Genomic DNA, 15,364 nt, shown 5'->3' on the forward strand with positions numbered 1-15,364 from the left:
CGTATCGGTCAATCGTCAGTCATTCCTGGGTCCCCACCCGGCGCCGCCCGGCCAGGTCCCCATCCGCACCCTCTTCGTGGACGCCCGCCCTCTGACACCGGGGAAGGTGCATCAGTTGGCAGGCAGTGGTTGCGGGTGGAGACCTCGCCGAACGACATCACCGACGGATCGACCGTGGTCACTACAAGATCCCTGGCAGCACCTCCTCCGACAGATCGGCGAACGCCTGCTCCTGCGCGTTGAGATAGGTGTCCCAAGCCTGGGAGTCCCAGATCTCCAGCCGGGTGTTGGCCCCGATGACGACGCAGTCACGTTCCAGGCCGGCGTACTGGCGCAGGCTCTGCGGGATCGTGACGCGTCCCTGCTTGTCTGGTTTCTCGTCGGACGCGCTGGCGAAGAAGACGCGGCTGTAGTCACGCACCGCCTTGGCGGTGACCGGGGCGGTGCTGAGAGCCTCGGTTATGCGCTGGAACTCCTCTACTGGAAAGACGTAGAGGCATCGCTCCTGGCCTTTGGTGATCACAAGACCCTCCGCCAGCTCCTCACGGTACTTAGCCGGCAGGAACAGCCGTCCCTTGTCGTCAAGACGCGGTTGATGGGTGCCGAGGAACATCGGCGCCACCTCCCGTGCCTCAGTGAAGCGCTCAGCACTGGTGCACCGGGCCCTCCACTGCGCACCACCATACTCCACTTCTCCCCACCGTCAACTGATTCGAACCGTCTTCATCATCAGTTTCCGTTGCGTTACCGCAGGTCAGGGCGGTGGAGCGGGGGTGGGGGGCGCCGGGGGGCGGGCCAACCCTCATGGGCGTGTCGAGGGTTCGAAAGACCGGCGGTATAGGGGCTCGCGGCGGGCGCGAAGGCGGGGGTGGAGGAAAGTGGGGCGGCCAAGGGGGTCAGTGTCACGGGATTCGCACTGCTATGCGACAAGAACAGGAACATCAGCGGGGTTCCCTGGAATATCCACAAATGTCGCTCAAGAACCCGCAGCGTCGTAGGGTCGTACAGACAATGGAAAAGGAATGGCATGGCTCCCGTAATGGCACCGTGCGGGACAGCCGTCGCACTATGGAGGCCTGGTGGCACTAACCCATGACGTCCCTCCCCAGCTTGACGAGCTGGTCTCCACCGCCCACCGAATCCGGCAGGCCATCGAGTCGGTGATCGAGGGAAAGAGCGACGCCGTCCGTCTCACGCTGACCGTCCTGCTCGCCGAGGGCCACCTTTTGATCGAGGACGTGCCGGGCGTCGGCAAGACGATGCTCGCCAAGGCGCTGGCGCGGTCCATCGACTGCCCGGTGCGCCGCGTGCAGTTCACGCCCGACCTGTTGCCCAGTGACATCACCGGGGTCAGCGCCTACAACCAGCAGACGCGTGAGTTCGAGTTCAAGCCCGGACCGGTGTTCGCCAACATCGTCGTGGGCGACGAGATCAACCGCGCCTCCCCCAAGACGCAGTCGGCGTTGCTGGAGTGCATGGAGGAGCACCAGGTCACCGTGGACGGCGTGACGTACCCCCTGGACGCCCCCTTCATGGTGATCGCCACCCAGAACCCCATCGAGATGGAGGGCACCTATCCCCTCCCCGAGGCCCAGCGCGACCGGTTCACCGCCCGGGTCGCCATGGGCTACCCCGAGCCGACCGCCGAGCTGGAGATGCTCGACGTGCACGGCAGCACCTCGCCGCTGGACAAGCTGGAGCCGGTCGCCACGACCGCCGAGGTGCGCGCCCTGATCGAGGCCGTGCGCGGCGTGTACGTCTCGCAGCCGGTCAAGAAGTACGCCATCGACCTCGTCGTGGCCACCCGCCACTCCCCCGACCTGCGGCTGGGCGCCTCCCCCCGGTCCACGCTCCAGCTCGTCCGCGCGGCCAGGGCGCACGCGGCGCTGGCCGGGCGCGACTACGTCATCCCCGACGACCTGCAGGACCTGGCCGTGCCTGTGCTGGCGCACCGGCTGCTGCCCAGCGTCGAGGCCCAGGGCCAGCGCCGTCTGCCCGAGCAGGTGGTGACCGACCTCGTCAGGCGGGTGCCGGTGCCGGAGACGCGAGCGTCGTGAGGGCCGGACTGCGGGCGCTGACCTCCCGCGGCAGGTCGTTCCTGGCCTCGGGGATCGCGGCGCTGCTGATGGCGCTGATCCTGGGCGAGAACGACCTGTTCAGGATCGGCGTGCTGATCACGGCGCTGCCACTGCTGGCCGCGCTGGTGGTGGCGCGCACCAGGTACCGGCTGAGCTGCGCGCGGAGGCTGGACCCGCCCAGGGCGGAGGTGGGCGGGGAGGCCACGGTGACGTTGCGCCTGGAGAATGTGACCAGGCTGCCGACCGGGCTGCTGCTGATCGAGGACACCGTGCCGTACGCGCTGGGCGTGCGGCCGCGGTTCGTGCTCGACCGGGTGGAGTCCAAGGGGGTGCGGGAGATCGACTACCGGGTCCGGTCCGACCTGCGGGGCAGGTACACGATCGGGCCGCTGTCGGTGCGCATCGCCGACCCGTTCGGGCTGGTGGAGCTGACGCGGGCGTTCACGATCAGCGACACGCTCGTGGTGACGCCGCAGGTGGTGGCGTTGCCGCACGTACGGCTGTCGGGCGAGTGGACGGGCGGCGGCGACAGCCGCACCCGGAGCGTGGCCGCGGCCGGCGACGACGACGTGGCGCCGCGCGAGTACCGGCAGGGCGACGACCTGCGCCGGGTGCACTGGCGCTCGACCGCCCGGCACGGCGAGCTGATGGTGCGCCGCGAGGAGCAGCAGTGGCAGAGCCGCGGCGCGCTCCTGCTGGACACCCGCAGGCACGCCCACCGCGGCGAGGGCCCGCGCTCCTCCTTCGAGGTGGCGGTCTCGGCCGCGGCCTCGATCGGCGTGCACCTCGCCCACGAGGGCCTGGGCCTGCGGCTGGTCACCGACCAGGGCGCCGAGCACCTGACCGACCAGGGGCTCAGCTACTCGCTGCTGGACACGCTGGCCGTGGTGCGGCACAGCTCGGCCCGCTCCCTGGAGATGGGCATCTCCGCCCTGCGCCAGGGCGGCGGCGACGGCCTGATCGTGGCCGTGCTCGGCGCGCTCGACCCCGAGGAGGCCAGGGAGCTGGCCAGGCTGCGGCACAGCGGCGTCACCGGTGTCGCGGTCCTGCTCGACGCCGGCACCTGGGAGGGCGCCGGCCGGGGCTCGCACGAGAACTTCGACGCCGTGCAGGGCGTCCTGGCCGGTTACGGCTGGCGGATCGTCCGCCTGCCCGCCGGCACCTCCATCGCCTCGGTCTGGCCGGACGCCGCCAACCGCGGCAGGTACGCGCTCAACCCCACGGGAGGTGCGGCATGAGGCTGACGGCCGCCTCGGGTGTGGCCGCGTTCGCCGCGGCGATCCTGCTCTATCCGCTCTTCCAGGGCGGCGCCTGGTTCTGGACGTCGCTCGGCGCGGTGCTGGCCGTGATGGCCGCCGGGCTGATCAGCTCGCGCCTGTCGCTGCCCGCCTGGGCCGCGCCGCCGGCCGGGCTGGCCGCGTTATGGATCTTCCTGACCGTGGTCTTCGCCTCCGGCAAGGCGTGGGCGCTGGTGATCCCGACCAAGGAGTCGGTGTGGGAGCTGGGCCGGCTGCTCGGGGCCGGCTGGGCCGACATCCAGCGCTACGCCGCGCCCGTGCCGCCCACGGACGGCATCACGCTGCTGACCGCGGGCGGCGTGGGCGTCATCGCGATCGCCGTGGACCTGCTCGCCGCGCGGCTGCGGCGGGCGGCGCTGGCCGGGCTGCCGCTGCTGGCGCTGGCCACCGTCCCGGCGACGATCCTGGCCGAGCCGATCAGCTGGCCCGCCTTCATCATCGCCGCGCTCGGCTTCGTCAGCCTGCTGATCGCCGACGGGCGCGAGCGGGTGGGCCACTGGGGACGGGCGGTGCTCGTCCGCCGGACCAGGGCGGCGACCGGGCCGCGTCCGGACACCGGCGGGGCCAGGGCCGACACCAGCGGCCTGCGGCTGTCGGGCAAGCGCATCGGGTTCGCCGCCATCGCGCTGGCCGTGCTGCTGCCGGCCGCGCTGCCGGTGATGGAGCCGGTCTCCTTCTTCCAGTTCGGCGTCGGCGGCCGGGGCGGCGGCAAGGGCAACTCGATCAGCATCGCGAGCCCGATCGCCAGCCTGCGGGGGCAGCTCGAACTGCCCGAGCGGCGCGTGGTGCTCACCTACAACAACAACGACAACAAGCCCAGGTACCTGCGGATCTACGCACTGGACACCTTCGACGGCCAGCAGTTCGGCATGACCGAGCCGAAGGGCTCGCCGGACAACAGGACGGACAACGGCCCGCTGCCGCCGCCTCCCGGCCTGAGCGCGAGCACGAAGGTCAGCAACGTCGTCACCCGGATCCGGATGAGCGACGAGATCGAGCGGCTGCAGTTCCTGCCGCTGCCGTACCCGCCGCGGCAGATCCGGGTGGACGGCGACTGGCGCGCCGACGTGGGCACGCTGATGGTCTTCTCCATCCCCGACGAGGCGGCCGGCCTGGAGTACGAGGTGGCCACCAGTGAGCCGGCCGCCACGCCGGAGCTGCTGGAGTCGCTGGAGGGCGTCCAGCCGAGCGTGGACCGGCGGTACCTGAAGCTGCCGGACAACCTGCCGCCGGAGATCGTCCGGCTGGCGCGTTCGCTGACGGCGCAGACCAACTCCAACTACGAGGCGGCGGTGAAGCTCCAGCAGTTCTTCACCAAGGACGGCGACTTCCGCTACGACCTGCGCACGCAGGGCCACGGCAACTCCGCGCTGCGGGACTTCCTGCTGCGTGACCGCACGGGCTACTGCGAGCAGTTCGCGGCCTCGATGGCGGTGCTGGCCAGGATCGTCGGCATCCCGTCGCGGGTGGCGATCGGCTACACCGGCGGCACGAAGGCCGGCGACAACTGGACGGTCACGACCGGCGACTCGCACTCCTGGCCCGAGCTGTACTTCGAGGGCGTGGGCTGGCTGCCGTTCGAGCCGACGCCGTCCGGGTCGCTGGGGCAGGGCAGCGCGCGGGTGCCGGACTACACGGTCCCGCCGGCGCCTTCGACGACGCCGTCCACCTCCCCGAGCAGCGGCGCGACCGAGTCCGGCGCCGACGACCCGATCAACCCCTCCACCCGGCGCAACCCGCGTGAGCTCGACCGTGAGGGCCTGATCGCCACGGGCGGCCTGCCGCCGGACGACTCGATGCCGCTGATCGGCAAGATCGGCATCGGCGCGGGCGCTCTGCTGCTGCTCCTGCTGGTCCCGGCGGCGCTGCGGCTGCTCACCAGGAACCGGCGGGTGCGCGCGCTGGGCTGGAAGGTCTCGCAACCGGCCGACGACCTGACGGCCAGGATCGCGACCGCCCACCACCCGTCGATCGCGGCCGTGTGGGCCGAGCTGGACGACGTGCTGTGCGACTACGGCATGACCCGCGGCGCCAGCGAGACCCCGCGGGCGCTGGCCCGGCGGCTGAGCCAGCAGTACGAGTTCGACGCCGAGTCGGCGGCCGCCATGACGGCCATCGCGACGACGGTCGAGCGGGTGCTGTTCGCCAGGGACCCGGGCACGATCGGGCCCATGAGAAAGGACCTGCGCAAGGTGCGGCAGGCCCTGGCGGCGACGGTGTCGCGGGGAAGGCGGATGCGGGCGGTGCTGCTGCCGCCCTCGACGCTGCGGCGGCTGCGGGCGCTGGGCGAGCGCCTGCTGGACGGCTTCGACCTGCTGGAGAACATCAGGCTGCGGCGGACGGCGGCCCACAAGGGCGCCTGAACCGCCGGTCCAGGACCGAGCGTGCGGTCGCTCCCCGGAAGGGGAACGGCCGCACGTTCGCGTATGGCGGAGGTTCGGAGCCGGTGAGCAGCGGCGAGGAGGTCAGCGCTCGTCGTGACGACGGCGCCAGCGCTCCTCCATGCGCTCCATGAAGGTGCCCCGGCCGGCGCGCCGGGGCTGCCTGCCCGCGCCGCCCGCGCCCGGGGCCGGCGGCGAGTCGCCGAACCCGTTCATGCGCTTCCAGCTGGACAGACCCCACAGACACGCGGCGAGCATGACCACGAAACCGCCGACGCCGAGCGGGATCTGACTCATGACCACGCCGACCATCATGATCACGACGCCGAGCGCAAAGCCGATGGAGGCTTTGATCAGGCGACGCTTGTAATGGCTGCGCGGGTCACTGATCCTTACGGTGTTGGCCCACTTCGGGTCCTCGGCGTAGAGGGCCTGCTCGATCTGGTCGAGCAAGCGCTGCTCGTGCTCAGAGAGCGGCACGGCGCCTCCCAAGGACAGCCCCAGGACGGGGAAGACGGCAACGGACGACACGGGGTGTCCGAACCTCGCGGTCGGTTATCCCCAGAATACGAGGCTGTAGACGTAGGCGAAAGCAAACGTCCAACGCAGACCAAACCGGAGGTGACGTCATGGCTCCATTGTGGACCATCTCGCACCCCTTCCCCCAAAATCGCGACATCCTTCTCCTACCCGACTGACCGATCAAGTAGGACATGGGCGTCATGTCTCTATTTCATCAAGCTTGCCACGTACCAGCGACGCTGGGAGCACCGCATCGGGGCCAAATCTCCGGATCGCCTTGTCCATCGCCTGTTCGGCCTCGCGCCAGCCGGTCTCCCGCTCGCCCAGACCGAGCTGGTGGGTGGCCTCGCCGGCCGGGCGGAGGTTCTCCATCCGGACCCCGACCAGGCGCAGGCGCACCCGCTGGAGACCGGCGGCCTCGAACAGCTCGCAGGCGGTGGCGTAGATCACCTGGGCGACGTCGGTCGGCTCCCGCAGGGTGCGCGAGCGGGTGATCGTGGTGAAATCGGCCCGGCGCAGCTTCACACTTACCGTTCTGCCCACGTGTCCGCCCTTACGCATCCGGGCCGCCACGCGCTCGGCCAGGCGCAGCAGCTCGCGCCGGATCACCTCGGGATCCTCGACGTCGGCGGCGAAGGTCTCCTCGTTGCCGATGCTCTTGTCGGGCACGTGCGCGGTCACCGGACGCTCGTCGCGCCCCCAGGCCAGCGTCGCCAGGTGGCCGCCGACGGCCTGCCCGAGCTCGCGCTGGAGCGTGCCCAGGGGCACCCTGGCCAGGTCGCCGACGGTGCGGATGCCGAGCCGGACGAGGGACTGCTCGGTGCGCTCCCCCACGCCCCACAACGCCGAGACCGGCAGCGGGTGCAGGAAGTCGACCACCTGCCCTTCGGGCACCACCAGCAGCCCGTCGGGCTTGCACTGCTTGGAGGCCAGCTTTGCCACGAATTTGCTGGAGGCCACCCCCACCGAGCAGGTGATGCCGTAGCGGTCGAGCACCTGCTCCCTGATCATGGCGGCGATCGCCGCGGGCGGGCCGAGCCGCCGCCGGGCGCCGCCGACGTCGAGGAACGCCTCGTCGGAGGCGATCGGCTCGACCAGCGGGGTGATCGAGTGGAAGATCTCCATGACGCCCCTGGAGACCTCGGAGTACTTGCCGTGGCTGGGCGGGATGATCGTGGCCTGCGGGCACAACCGGCGCGCCCTGCTCATCGGCATCGCCGAGTGCACGCCGAACGCCCTGGCCTCGTAGGTGGCGCTGAGCACGACGCCGCGCCCGGCCGGCGAGCCGACGATCACCGGGCGGCCCCGCAGCTCCGGCCGCTCCAGCAGCTCGACGCTGGCGAAGAAGGCGTCCATGTCGACGTGGAGAATCGGGCAGCCGCTGTCATCGACCCCGGTCCGCGGCGCGGGGCCGATGCCTGTGATCTGCTTGCGGGACACGCCTGCGAGTCTATCCGAACAGACGTTCCAGACTAGGGGCGGTGGCCGAGCACGTGCACCTGGGTGGCGACGTCCCGCAGCACGGGATGGACGGCGGCGGCCTGCTCCAGCGCCGCCAGCGCCTCGGCCGCGCCGGGCTCGCCGTCGACGAGCCGGCTGGGCACCAGGTCGGCGAAGACGCGCACGCCGTGGACCGCGCCGACGGTGAAGCCCGTGGCGGTCAGCAGCTGCGCCAGGGTCTCGGCGGTGAACCGCCGCGGCGTGGGGTCGCGGTCGCCCCACGTGCCGCGCGGGTCGGCCAGCACGGCCCTGGCCTCGTCGAACTGCCCGGCCAGCGCCCGGTGGATCGCGCTGGCCACGGGGTTGGCGGCCAGCACGCTGACGGCGCCACCCGGGCGCAGCAGCCCGGCGACGGCGGCCAGCGCGCCGGTGGGGTCGTCGACGTACTCCAGGACGCTGTGGCACAGGACCAGGTCGGCGCTGTCGCGGTCGAGCAGGTCGCCGAGGTCGGCGGTGTCGCCCTGCAGGCCGCGCACGCCCACGCCCTTCTCCTTGGCCCGGCGCTCCAGCGCGGCCAGCGAGTCGGGGCTGGGGTCGACGACGGTGACGGTGTGGCCGAGCTCGGCCAGCGGCACGGCGAACCCGCCGGTGCCCCCGCCGGCGTCGACGATGTCGAGCCTGGCCCGGCCGACGGCCTCGGCACGCTCGGCCAGCACCGACCGCAACGCGCCCCACACGACGGCGGTGCGCACCGCCGGGGTCTTCGTGGTGACGCCTTCTGCTCGCAACGTCGGCTCGCCTCTCTCTCCTCCGCGGGCGGCCCTCGCCCTGTGCGGACGGGCCCAGCCTACGCGGTACGCGCCGTCGCCCGCAGGCCGGACCCTGACCGTCGAAGGCCGCCGCGATCCTCTTGGGCGCTCGCAGCTGCCAGGCGTCGGCCGGCACGCCGTCCTTGTGCGTGAGCCGGGCGAACCACCTGCCGCGCACGGTGGAAGGCGGGGGCGGCGTGAGCCGGGCGAACCACCTGCCGTGCACGGTGGCAGGCGAGGGCGCCGTACGCGGGATTCTCAGCGGTCTCGGGGGCTGCGGTCACGATGGGACCGATGCTCACCCAGGAAAGCCGGACAAGGCCGGAAAAGGGCGCGTCGCGGCTGGTGACGCGCCACTTCCCCGGACCGGCTCACGGCCCCGCGGCAGGCCGGGGACCGCACCGGAAGGCCGCGCGCCGGCGCGCCTTCCGCCGCCTCTTCGCGAGCCGTACGGACCGTCTGAGTGGAACGTACCCCGAAACGGCCTTCGCGGCCTTTGTCTAAAGGGTGAGGCTTGGCTTGAGTTGCTTGAACCGGGCCAGCAGGCCGTTGATGAACTGGGGCGACTCGTCGGTCGACAGCTCGCCCGCCAGGTGCACCCACTCGCTGATGACCACGCCCTCCGGCACGTCGGGCATCCACAGCAGCTCGTACGTGCCCCCGCGCAGCAGGTTGCGGTCGACCGCGGGCATGCGGTCGAGCGTCCAGCCCTCGGAGTAGGTGGTGATCAGGTCGTCGATGCGGGCATGGTGGCGGGCGACGCCCTCGACGATGGCCGAGGTGTACTCGTTGACCGGCGGCTCCTGCCGCTCGACGCGCTCGGCGAGGATCTTCAGCGGATCCTCCGAGCGCAACTCGGCCTCGAAGAGGATGTCAAGGGCGCGCCTGCGTGCTTTGCCGCGTGCAGACACCTCAGGCCCGGCCGAGGTATTCGCCGCTACGGGTGTCGACCTTGACCTTCTCGCCGGTGGTGATGAACAGCGGCACCTTGATCTCGGCGCCGGTCTCCAGCGTGGCCGGCTTGGTGCCGCCGGTGGAGCGGTCGCCCTGCAGGCCGGGCTCGGTGTTGGAGATCAGCAGCTCGACGGCGGCGGGCAGGTCGACGTAGAGCGCCGAACCCTCGTTGAAGGCGATCGTGGCGAGGGTGTTCTCCAGCATGTAGTTGGCGGCGGTGCCGACGGTGCGGGCGGGCACGTTGACCATGTCGTACGTCTCGGTGTCCATGAAGACGAAGTCGTCGCCGTCCTTGTAGGAGTACTGCATCTCGCGCTTGTCGACGTTGGCCACGTCGACCTTCACGCCGGCGTTGAAGGTCTTGTCGACGACCTTGCCGGAGAGGACGTTCTTGAGCTTGGTGCGCACGAACGCGCCGCCCTTGCCCGGCTTGACGTGCTGGAACTCGACAACGCTCCAGAGCTCACCGCCCTCGAGCTTCAGCACCATGCCGTTCTTGAGGTCGTTGGTCGTCGCCACTCGTTCTCTCCCGCGTGTGGCCGCTCTAAAGGACGAGCAGCTCCTTGGTGGTCTTGGTGAAAAGTTCCGGCCCGCCCTCACGGGTCACGAGGGTGTCCTCGATGCGAACCCCGCCCCGCTCGGGGAGGTAGATCCCAGGCTCGACGGTGATCGGAACTCGATCCTCTAGTCTACCGGTCCTGGAGGGGCCCAGGAACGGGTCCTCGTGGATCTCCAGGCCGACGCCGTGGCCCAGGCCGTGCCGGAAGTGCTCGCCGTGGCCCGCCGCCTCGATCAGGCCGCGGGCGGCCGCGTCGACGTCCTTGGCCAGGGCTCCCGGGGTCAGGGCGTGCCGGCCGGCTCGCTGGGCGCGCCTGACCAGGTCGTACAGCTCGCGCTGCCAGGCGGCGGGCGCGCCCAGGCAGACCGTCCTGGTCATGTCGGCGTGGTAGCCGTGGTAGCGGGCGCCGAAGTCCATCGTGACCAGGTCGCCGGCGCGCAGCTCGCGGTCGGTGGGGGCGTGGTGCGGGATCGCGCCGTGCTCGCCGGCGGCGACGATCGTGTCGAACGCCGGCTTGTCGGCGCCCAGCTCGGTCATGCGGTTGTCGAGAAGGCGGGCCAGGGCGCGCTCGGTGAGGCCCGGCGCGATCATCGGGAGCACGTCGGCGAAGGCCTGGTCGGTCAGGGCGCAGGCGGTGCGGATGAGCTCCAGCTCCGCCTCGTCCTTGACCGCGCGCAGCTCCTCGACCAGCGGGCCGAGCGGCACCAGGCCCCCGCCCTTGCCGTCGCCCTCCTTCAGGCCCGCCTCCAGGCGGCGAAAGGTCGCCACGGTCATGGCGGCGGCCTCGATGGCCACGCCCGGCGCGGCCAGCCGGCCGGCCACGTCGGGCGCCTCGACCGCGGGCACGTCGAGGGCGCGCGTCTTGTCGATGTAGCGGTTGTCGGTCGCCAGCAGCGCCGAGCCGTCCGCCCTGACCAGGACGGCCGCGTTCGAGCTGACCAGCCCGGTGAGGTAGCGGACGTTGACGGGGGAGGTGACGAGGAGCGCGGGGACCTCGTGGGCGGGCAGCGCCGCGGCCAGGCGTGCCCGGCGCGCCGCGTGGTCGATGGTCATCCCGCCAATGTACGCGTGCCCCGGCCCTCCCCCACCCGGTCAGGATCGGGGGAAAGCACTGGCCTCCCGTCCGTCACGGTCAGGAGAGGGGAAACCGTCCCGTCACGGTCAGGAGAGGGCGAAGTCGTCCAGGAAGGAGGCGAGCGGGCCCGACAGGGGGACGTCGCCCTTCACCTGGGCCTTGCGCAGGTCACGGTAGACGCCGGCGATCTGGCCGCGGGCGGGCTCGAAGTGGCCGTCCTGGAGCTTCTTGGCGGCCTTCCTGAGCTTGTCGTGGACCTTCTCGGCGACGTGGGGGTTGATGTCGCCGATGTCCTCCTGGGCCGTCACCGCCTCGTCGAACTTCACCAGCCAGTGGTCCCAGCCCCCCGCCGGGGTCTGCCGGGGGCCGAGGGTCGCCTTGGGGCCGACGGTCTGGACCAGGCTGGTGGCGGTGTCGCCCGGGGTGAGGTCGGTGGGACTGGCCTCGGGCGGCTCGGAGGTCGGGCCGGCGGTCAGCGTGACGTCCGGCGACAGGACGGACGTGGGGGGCGCGCTCGCGCTCGGCTCGGCCACCGGCGTCTCCTTGCGCGAGCCCGCCCACACCACCATGGCGACGGCCACCACGGCGATGACGGCGACGGCGATCCCCATCTGGACCAGCAGCTTGTTGCCGGTACGCGGCGGCGCCTGGTCCAGCCCGGCGGACTCGTAGACGGCGGTGTCGCCGGCCCGCGGGACGCCGTTGAAGTCGTAGACCCGGGTGTCGCCCGGCCGGCCCGCCGCGGCTCCGGCGAGGTTCGGGGCGGTGTTCACGCCGGTGTTCGCACCACTGTTCGCGCCGGTGTTCGGGGCCGCTCCCGGGGCCGCGCCGGGCCGGGCGATGGCGGCCAGGGCCCGGCGGACGGGCTCGCCGCCCGAGGGCCGCCTGGCGGGGTCGGGCGCGAGCATCGCGAGGACGAGCCGGTCCAGCTCGGCGGGGATCTCGGGCCGGATCGCACTGGGCGGGACGATCCCCTGCCCGGCACCCCCGGGGGCCTCGGTTCCGGATGCCGGGGTTCCGGGGGCCGGACTTCCCTGGGCCGGACTCCCCTGGGCCGGAGTTCCGGGGGCCGCGGTTCCGGGGGCCGCGGTTCCGGGGGCGGCGGGCGGGGACGGCGGGGTGGCGCGCATGCCGGTCACCGGCAGGTCAGGGGTGGCGACGGGCGGGCGGCCGCACAGGAGCTCGTAGCAGACGGCGCCGAGGGCGTACAGGTCGGCGGCGGCCGTGGCAGGACGGCCGGAGGCCCGCTCAGGGGCCAGGTAGCGGCGTTCGGCCTGGGACGGCTCCTCGTCCGGCAGCCCGAACCCGACGACCTTCAGCACGCCGCTGGCCGCCCGCCGGAAACTGCCGGAGTCGATCTGCCCGTGGAACACCCCGGCGCGGTGCGCGGCGTCCAGCCCCGCGGCCGCCTGCCCGACCAGGTCGCACACCTCGACGATCGGCATGGGCCCCTCGGCCGCCAAGTCCTCCCCCACGCTGGTCCCGGTGAGGAACTCGGTCACCAGGAAGGGGGCGCCCTCCTGGTCGCCCACGTCGAGGACCATGGCCACGTTGGGGTGGATCACCCTGGCCACCGCCTGCGCATGCTGCTTCAGCGCCTCCCGCGCGGCCTCGCCGGCCGCGCCCGCGCCCAGGATCTTCACGGCCACGACCCAGTCGGCGCGGGTGTCGTAGGCCCGCCACACCTCACCCATCGGACCGCTGCCGATGAGCTCGTCAAGCCGGTACCGGTCGGCGACCATCGAAGGCGTAGCGTCGGACATATCCCCGCCAAAAACTCGAAAAGTGGGCTATTTCCGACCCACCATAGGGCCCTCCAGCCCCTCCCCGCCCCATGATCCACACTTCGCACCCCCCGCCACACCGCGCCTGCCGCCCCTCGACATAACGACTTTCGTTATTTACGATTATCGTTATGCCCATGAAGTGGATCAACCGGCTCGAGGTCCTGTTGAGCATCGGCCTCGTCCTCGGCTGCCTCGGCGCGCTCACCGCCCTGGGCGCCACCGTCCTGATCGCCGTGTTCGGCACGGCCAACGGCATCGGCGTGCCGCTGCACGTCTCCGGCGTGACGCCGCCCGTGACCCCCGCCCCGGGGGTGGAGATCGTCGGCGCCACGGCCGACGTGACACTCCGCCCCGTGGGGCCCTCGCCCGCGGCGGCGCTGCTCTACCTCCTGCTGTGGGCGCCGCCCACGGCGACCGGACTGCTCGCGCTGTACACCGTGGTCCGCGCGTTGCGCAGGGCGCGGTCGGGCGACCGGGCGCTGTTCTCCGCCGTCACGGCCGGGCACCTGCGGCGGCTGGGCTGGATCCTGATCGCCGGTTCGCTCGTGTCGGCCGCGCTCGGCACGGCGGCGCAGGCCATACTGTCCGGCATGCTGCTGACGACCGGTCCGGCGTTCGTCCCGGCGCCGGGCGTGCCGCTCGCGGGCCTCGTGGCGGGGCTGTGCGCGCTCGGGGTGTCGGAGATCGTCCGCCGGGGCGTGGCCCTGCTCGACGAGGTCGAGGCCACGATCTGATGCCCGCAGGCACCATCCGGGTACGCCTGGACGAACTGCTCGCCCAGCGCGGCATGACGCTCACCGAGCTGTCGCACAAGGTCGAGATCACCGTCGTGAACCTGTCGATACTCAAGAACGGCCACGCCAAGGCCATCCGCTTCTCCACGCTGACCCGGCTGTGCGAGGCCCTGGGCTGTCAGCCCGGCGACCTGCTCACCTACGACTGAGGGCGGGTGGCCGTACGGCCACCCGCCCTCAGGAGAACTCCGGTCAGGCCGTCGCGGGCTCCGGCGCGCGCGGCGTGCGGGCGGCCGAGGCCGGGGCGTCGTCGAGCGGCTGCGGCGGCGCGTTGAAGACCGCCTCGTCCAGGCGGCCCTCCGAGCGGGCCACCAGGACCGGGACGACCATCTGGCCGGCCACGTTGGTCGCGGTGCGGATCATGTCGAGGATCGGGTCGATCGCCAGCAGCAGGCCGACGCCTTCGAGCGGCAGGCCCAGCGTGCTCAGCGTGAGCGTCAGCATGACGATCGCGCCGGTCAGACCGGCGGTGGCGGCCGAGCCCACGACCGAGACGAACGCGATCAGCAGGTAGTCCCCCACCCCGAGGTGCACGCCGAACACCTGGGCCACGAAGATCGCGGCCAGCGCCGGGTAGACCGAGGCGCAGCCGTCCATCTTGGTGGTGGCGCCGAAGGGCACCGCGAAGGAGGCGTAGTCACGGTCGACGCCGTTGCGCTCGACGGTGACGCGCTGGGTCAGGGGCAGCGTGCCGACCGAGGAACGGGAGACGAAGGCCAGCTCGATGGCGGGCCACGCGTTGCGGAAGAACGTGATCGGGTTGACCTTGCCCCAGACCGCGAGCAGCGTCGGGTAGACGGCCAGCAGGACGATGAAGCAGCCGACGTACACGCCGACGCTGAACTTGGCCAGCGGGGCGAGCAGGTCCCAGCCGTACGTGGAGACGGCCTTGCCGATGAGGCCGGCGGTGCCGATCGGGGCCAGGCGGATGACCCACCACAGGGCCTTCTGCACCAGTTCGAGCACCGAACGGCTGAGGTTGAGGAACGGCTCGGCCTTCTCGCCCACCGCCAGGGCCGCCGCGCCGAGGACGACACCCAGGAAGACGATCTGGAGGACGTTCACCTCGGTGAAGGCCGTGACGATGTTGGTGGGCAGGATGCCGGTGACGAAGTCGAGCCAGGTGCCGGCGCCCTCGGTGTCGACGGCCTTGGCCGCGCCGGTGTCGAGGGTGACGCCCTGGCCGGGGTTGATGATCAGGCCGAGCGCGATCGCGAAGGCCACCGAGACGAACGCGGTGATCAGGAACCACAGCAGGGTCTTGGAGGCCAGGCGGGCGGCGCCGTTGACGTTGCGCAGGTTGGCCACGCTGACCAGCACGGCGGTGAACACCAGCGGCGGCACGGCGAGCTTGAGGAGCTGGACGAAGATCTTGCCGACCTGGGTCAGCGTCTCGGCCAGCCAGGCCACGTCCCAGATCTTGGCGACGAACCCCAGGGCGACGCCGACGGCCAGGCCGAGCAGCAGCTGAAGGGAGAAGGTGAATCTCTTCACGGGAGGAAGGCTCCGGAAGTCAGGCATGCCGCGGCGAAGGGGGCATGCGGGTGAGGAAGGGGGGAGTCTGGGGGACGCGCCGATCAGCGACAGAGGGATCCGTGCAGACGGCACAGATCCACGTGCAGACGCTCGACGAGCCGCACGATGACCACAGAGAACCTCACGAGGAC

General features: G+C 71.8%; 14 protein-coding genes. 5 read left to right on the forward strand and 9 right to left on the reverse strand.

What is annotated here, in order from left to right:
• Positions 1-181 precede the first annotated feature (181 nt).
• The gene (gene mraZ / locus AB0J71_RS00215; protein WP_352326976.1) at positions 182-613 is read right to left on the reverse strand and encodes a division/cell wall cluster transcriptional repressor MraZ; all 432 of its coding nucleotides are present in this window, start codon (positions 611-613) and stop codon (positions 182-184) included.
• Positions 614-1,079: 466 nt separating this feature from the next.
• Here mraZ and AB0J71_RS00220 point away from each other — a divergent pair, with 466 nt between their 5' ends.
• The 3 genes from AB0J71_RS00220 to AB0J71_RS00230 are packed head-to-tail and all read left to right on the forward strand — an operon-like array spanning position 1,080 to position 5,739.
• Positions 1,080-2,057 (forward strand): MoxR family ATPase, encoded by a 978-nt coding sequence (locus AB0J71_RS00220; protein ID WP_352326975.1) that lies wholly within the window; start codon positions 1,080-1,082, stop codon positions 2,055-2,057.
• A complete protein-coding gene (locus AB0J71_RS00225) occupies positions 2,054-3,316 on the forward strand; it encodes a DUF58 domain-containing protein (protein ID WP_364411690.1) in 1,263 nt (420 codons plus the stop codon). Before AB0J71_RS00220 ends, AB0J71_RS00225 begins: the two co-directional genes overlap by 4 nt.
• Positions 3,313-5,739: a DUF3488 and transglutaminase-like domain-containing protein gene (locus AB0J71_RS00230; RefSeq protein WP_352326973.1), complete on the forward strand. Its 2,427-nt coding sequence runs from the start codon at positions 3,313-3,315 to the stop codon at positions 5,737-5,739. The genes AB0J71_RS00225 and AB0J71_RS00230 overlap by 4 nt, the downstream gene beginning before the upstream one ends.
• Positions 5,740-5,841: 102 nt before the next feature.
• On the opposite strand, the gene AB0J71_RS00235 is transcribed toward AB0J71_RS00230, so the two are convergent.
• The 7 genes from AB0J71_RS00235 to AB0J71_RS00265 form a co-directional block, all read right to left on the reverse strand.
• On the reverse strand, positions 5,842-6,237 hold the full coding sequence (locus AB0J71_RS00235) for a DUF3040 domain-containing protein (RefSeq protein WP_352326972.1): 396 nt from the start codon (positions 6,235-6,237) through the stop codon (positions 5,842-5,844).
• 240 nt (positions 6,238-6,477) lie between these two features.
• Positions 6,478-7,719 carry a DNA polymerase IV gene (gene dinB, locus AB0J71_RS00240; RefSeq protein ID WP_364411692.1) on the reverse strand — a complete coding sequence of 414 codons (1,242 nt, stop codon included), beginning with the start codon at positions 7,717-7,719 and terminating at the stop codon, positions 6,478-6,480.
• A gap of 32 nt (positions 7,720-7,751) precedes the next feature.
• The gene (locus AB0J71_RS00245) at positions 7,752-8,507 is read right to left on the reverse strand and encodes a methyltransferase domain-containing protein (protein WP_364411695.1); all 756 of its coding nucleotides are present in this window, start codon (positions 8,505-8,507) and stop codon (positions 7,752-7,754) included.
• Positions 8,508-9,028: 521 nt separating this feature from the next.
• Positions 9,029-9,439 (reverse strand): transcription antitermination factor NusB, encoded by a 411-nt coding sequence (gene nusB, locus AB0J71_RS00250; RefSeq protein ID WP_352326969.1) that lies wholly within the window; start codon positions 9,437-9,439, stop codon positions 9,029-9,031.
• Position 9,440: 1 nt separating this feature from the next.
• A complete protein-coding gene (gene efp, locus AB0J71_RS00255) occupies positions 9,441-10,001 on the reverse strand; it encodes an elongation factor P (RefSeq protein WP_352326968.1) in 561 nt (186 codons plus the stop codon).
• Between the two features lie 25 nt (positions 10,002-10,026).
• Positions 10,027-11,094, reverse strand: coding sequence for an aminopeptidase P family protein (locus AB0J71_RS00260; protein ID WP_352326967.1), 1,068 nt, complete (start codon positions 11,092-11,094; stop codon positions 10,027-10,029).
• Between the two features lie 108 nt (positions 11,095-11,202).
• Complete coding sequence (locus AB0J71_RS00265; protein WP_364411697.1) at positions 11,203-12,879, reverse strand: serine/threonine-protein kinase; 1,677 nt, start codon at positions 12,877-12,879, stop codon at positions 11,203-11,205.
• Between the two features lie 158 nt (positions 12,880-13,037).
• On the opposite strand from AB0J71_RS00265, the gene AB0J71_RS00270 reads away from it, so the two are divergent.
• Together AB0J71_RS00270 and AB0J71_RS00275 are read left to right on the forward strand one after the other, a co-directional pair.
• The gene (locus tag AB0J71_RS00270) at positions 13,038-13,637 is read left to right on the forward strand and encodes a DUF2975 domain-containing protein (protein WP_352331316.1); all 600 of its coding nucleotides are present in this window, start codon (positions 13,038-13,040) and stop codon (positions 13,635-13,637) included.
• On the forward strand, positions 13,637-13,846 hold the full coding sequence (locus AB0J71_RS00275) for a helix-turn-helix transcriptional regulator (RefSeq protein WP_352331315.1): 210 nt from the start codon (positions 13,637-13,639) through the stop codon (positions 13,844-13,846). Before AB0J71_RS00270 ends, AB0J71_RS00275 begins: the two co-directional genes overlap by 1 nt.
• A gap of 43 nt (positions 13,847-13,889) precedes the next feature.
• Here AB0J71_RS00275 and AB0J71_RS00280 read toward each other — a convergent pair whose 3' ends face one another.
• Positions 13,890-15,191, reverse strand: coding sequence for a dicarboxylate/amino acid:cation symporter (locus AB0J71_RS00280; protein WP_352327130.1), 1,302 nt, complete (start codon positions 15,189-15,191; stop codon positions 13,890-13,892).
• Positions 15,192-15,364: the final 173 nt, after the last annotated feature.

Source organism: Nonomuraea sp. NPDC049637, from assembly GCF_040675235.1.
Lineage (GTDB): Bacteria > Actinomycetota > Actinomycetes > Streptosporangiales > Streptosporangiaceae > Nonomuraea.

Coding starts and splice junctions, on each gene's coding strand:
- mraZ (WP_352326976.1), bottom strand. CDS start 613: ATGTTCCTCGGCACCCATCAACCGCGTCTTGACGACAAGGGACGGCTG.
- AB0J71_RS00230 (WP_352326973.1), top strand. CDS start 3,313: ATGAGGCTGACGGCCGCCTCGGGTGTGGCCGCGTTCGCCGCGGCGATC.
- AB0J71_RS00260 (WP_352326967.1), bottom strand. CDS start 11,094: ATGACCATCGACCACGCGGCGCGCCGGGCACGCCTGGCCGCGGCGCTG.
- AB0J71_RS00265 (WP_364411697.1), bottom strand. CDS start 12,879: ATGTCCGACGCTACGCCTTCGATGGTCGCCGACCGGTACCGGCTTGAC.
- AB0J71_RS00270 (WP_352331316.1), top strand. CDS start 13,038: ATGAAGTGGATCAACCGGCTCGAGGTCCTGTTGAGCATCGGCCTCGTC.
- AB0J71_RS00275 (WP_352331315.1), top strand. CDS start 13,637: ATGCCCGCAGGCACCATCCGGGTACGCCTGGACGAACTGCTCGCCCAG.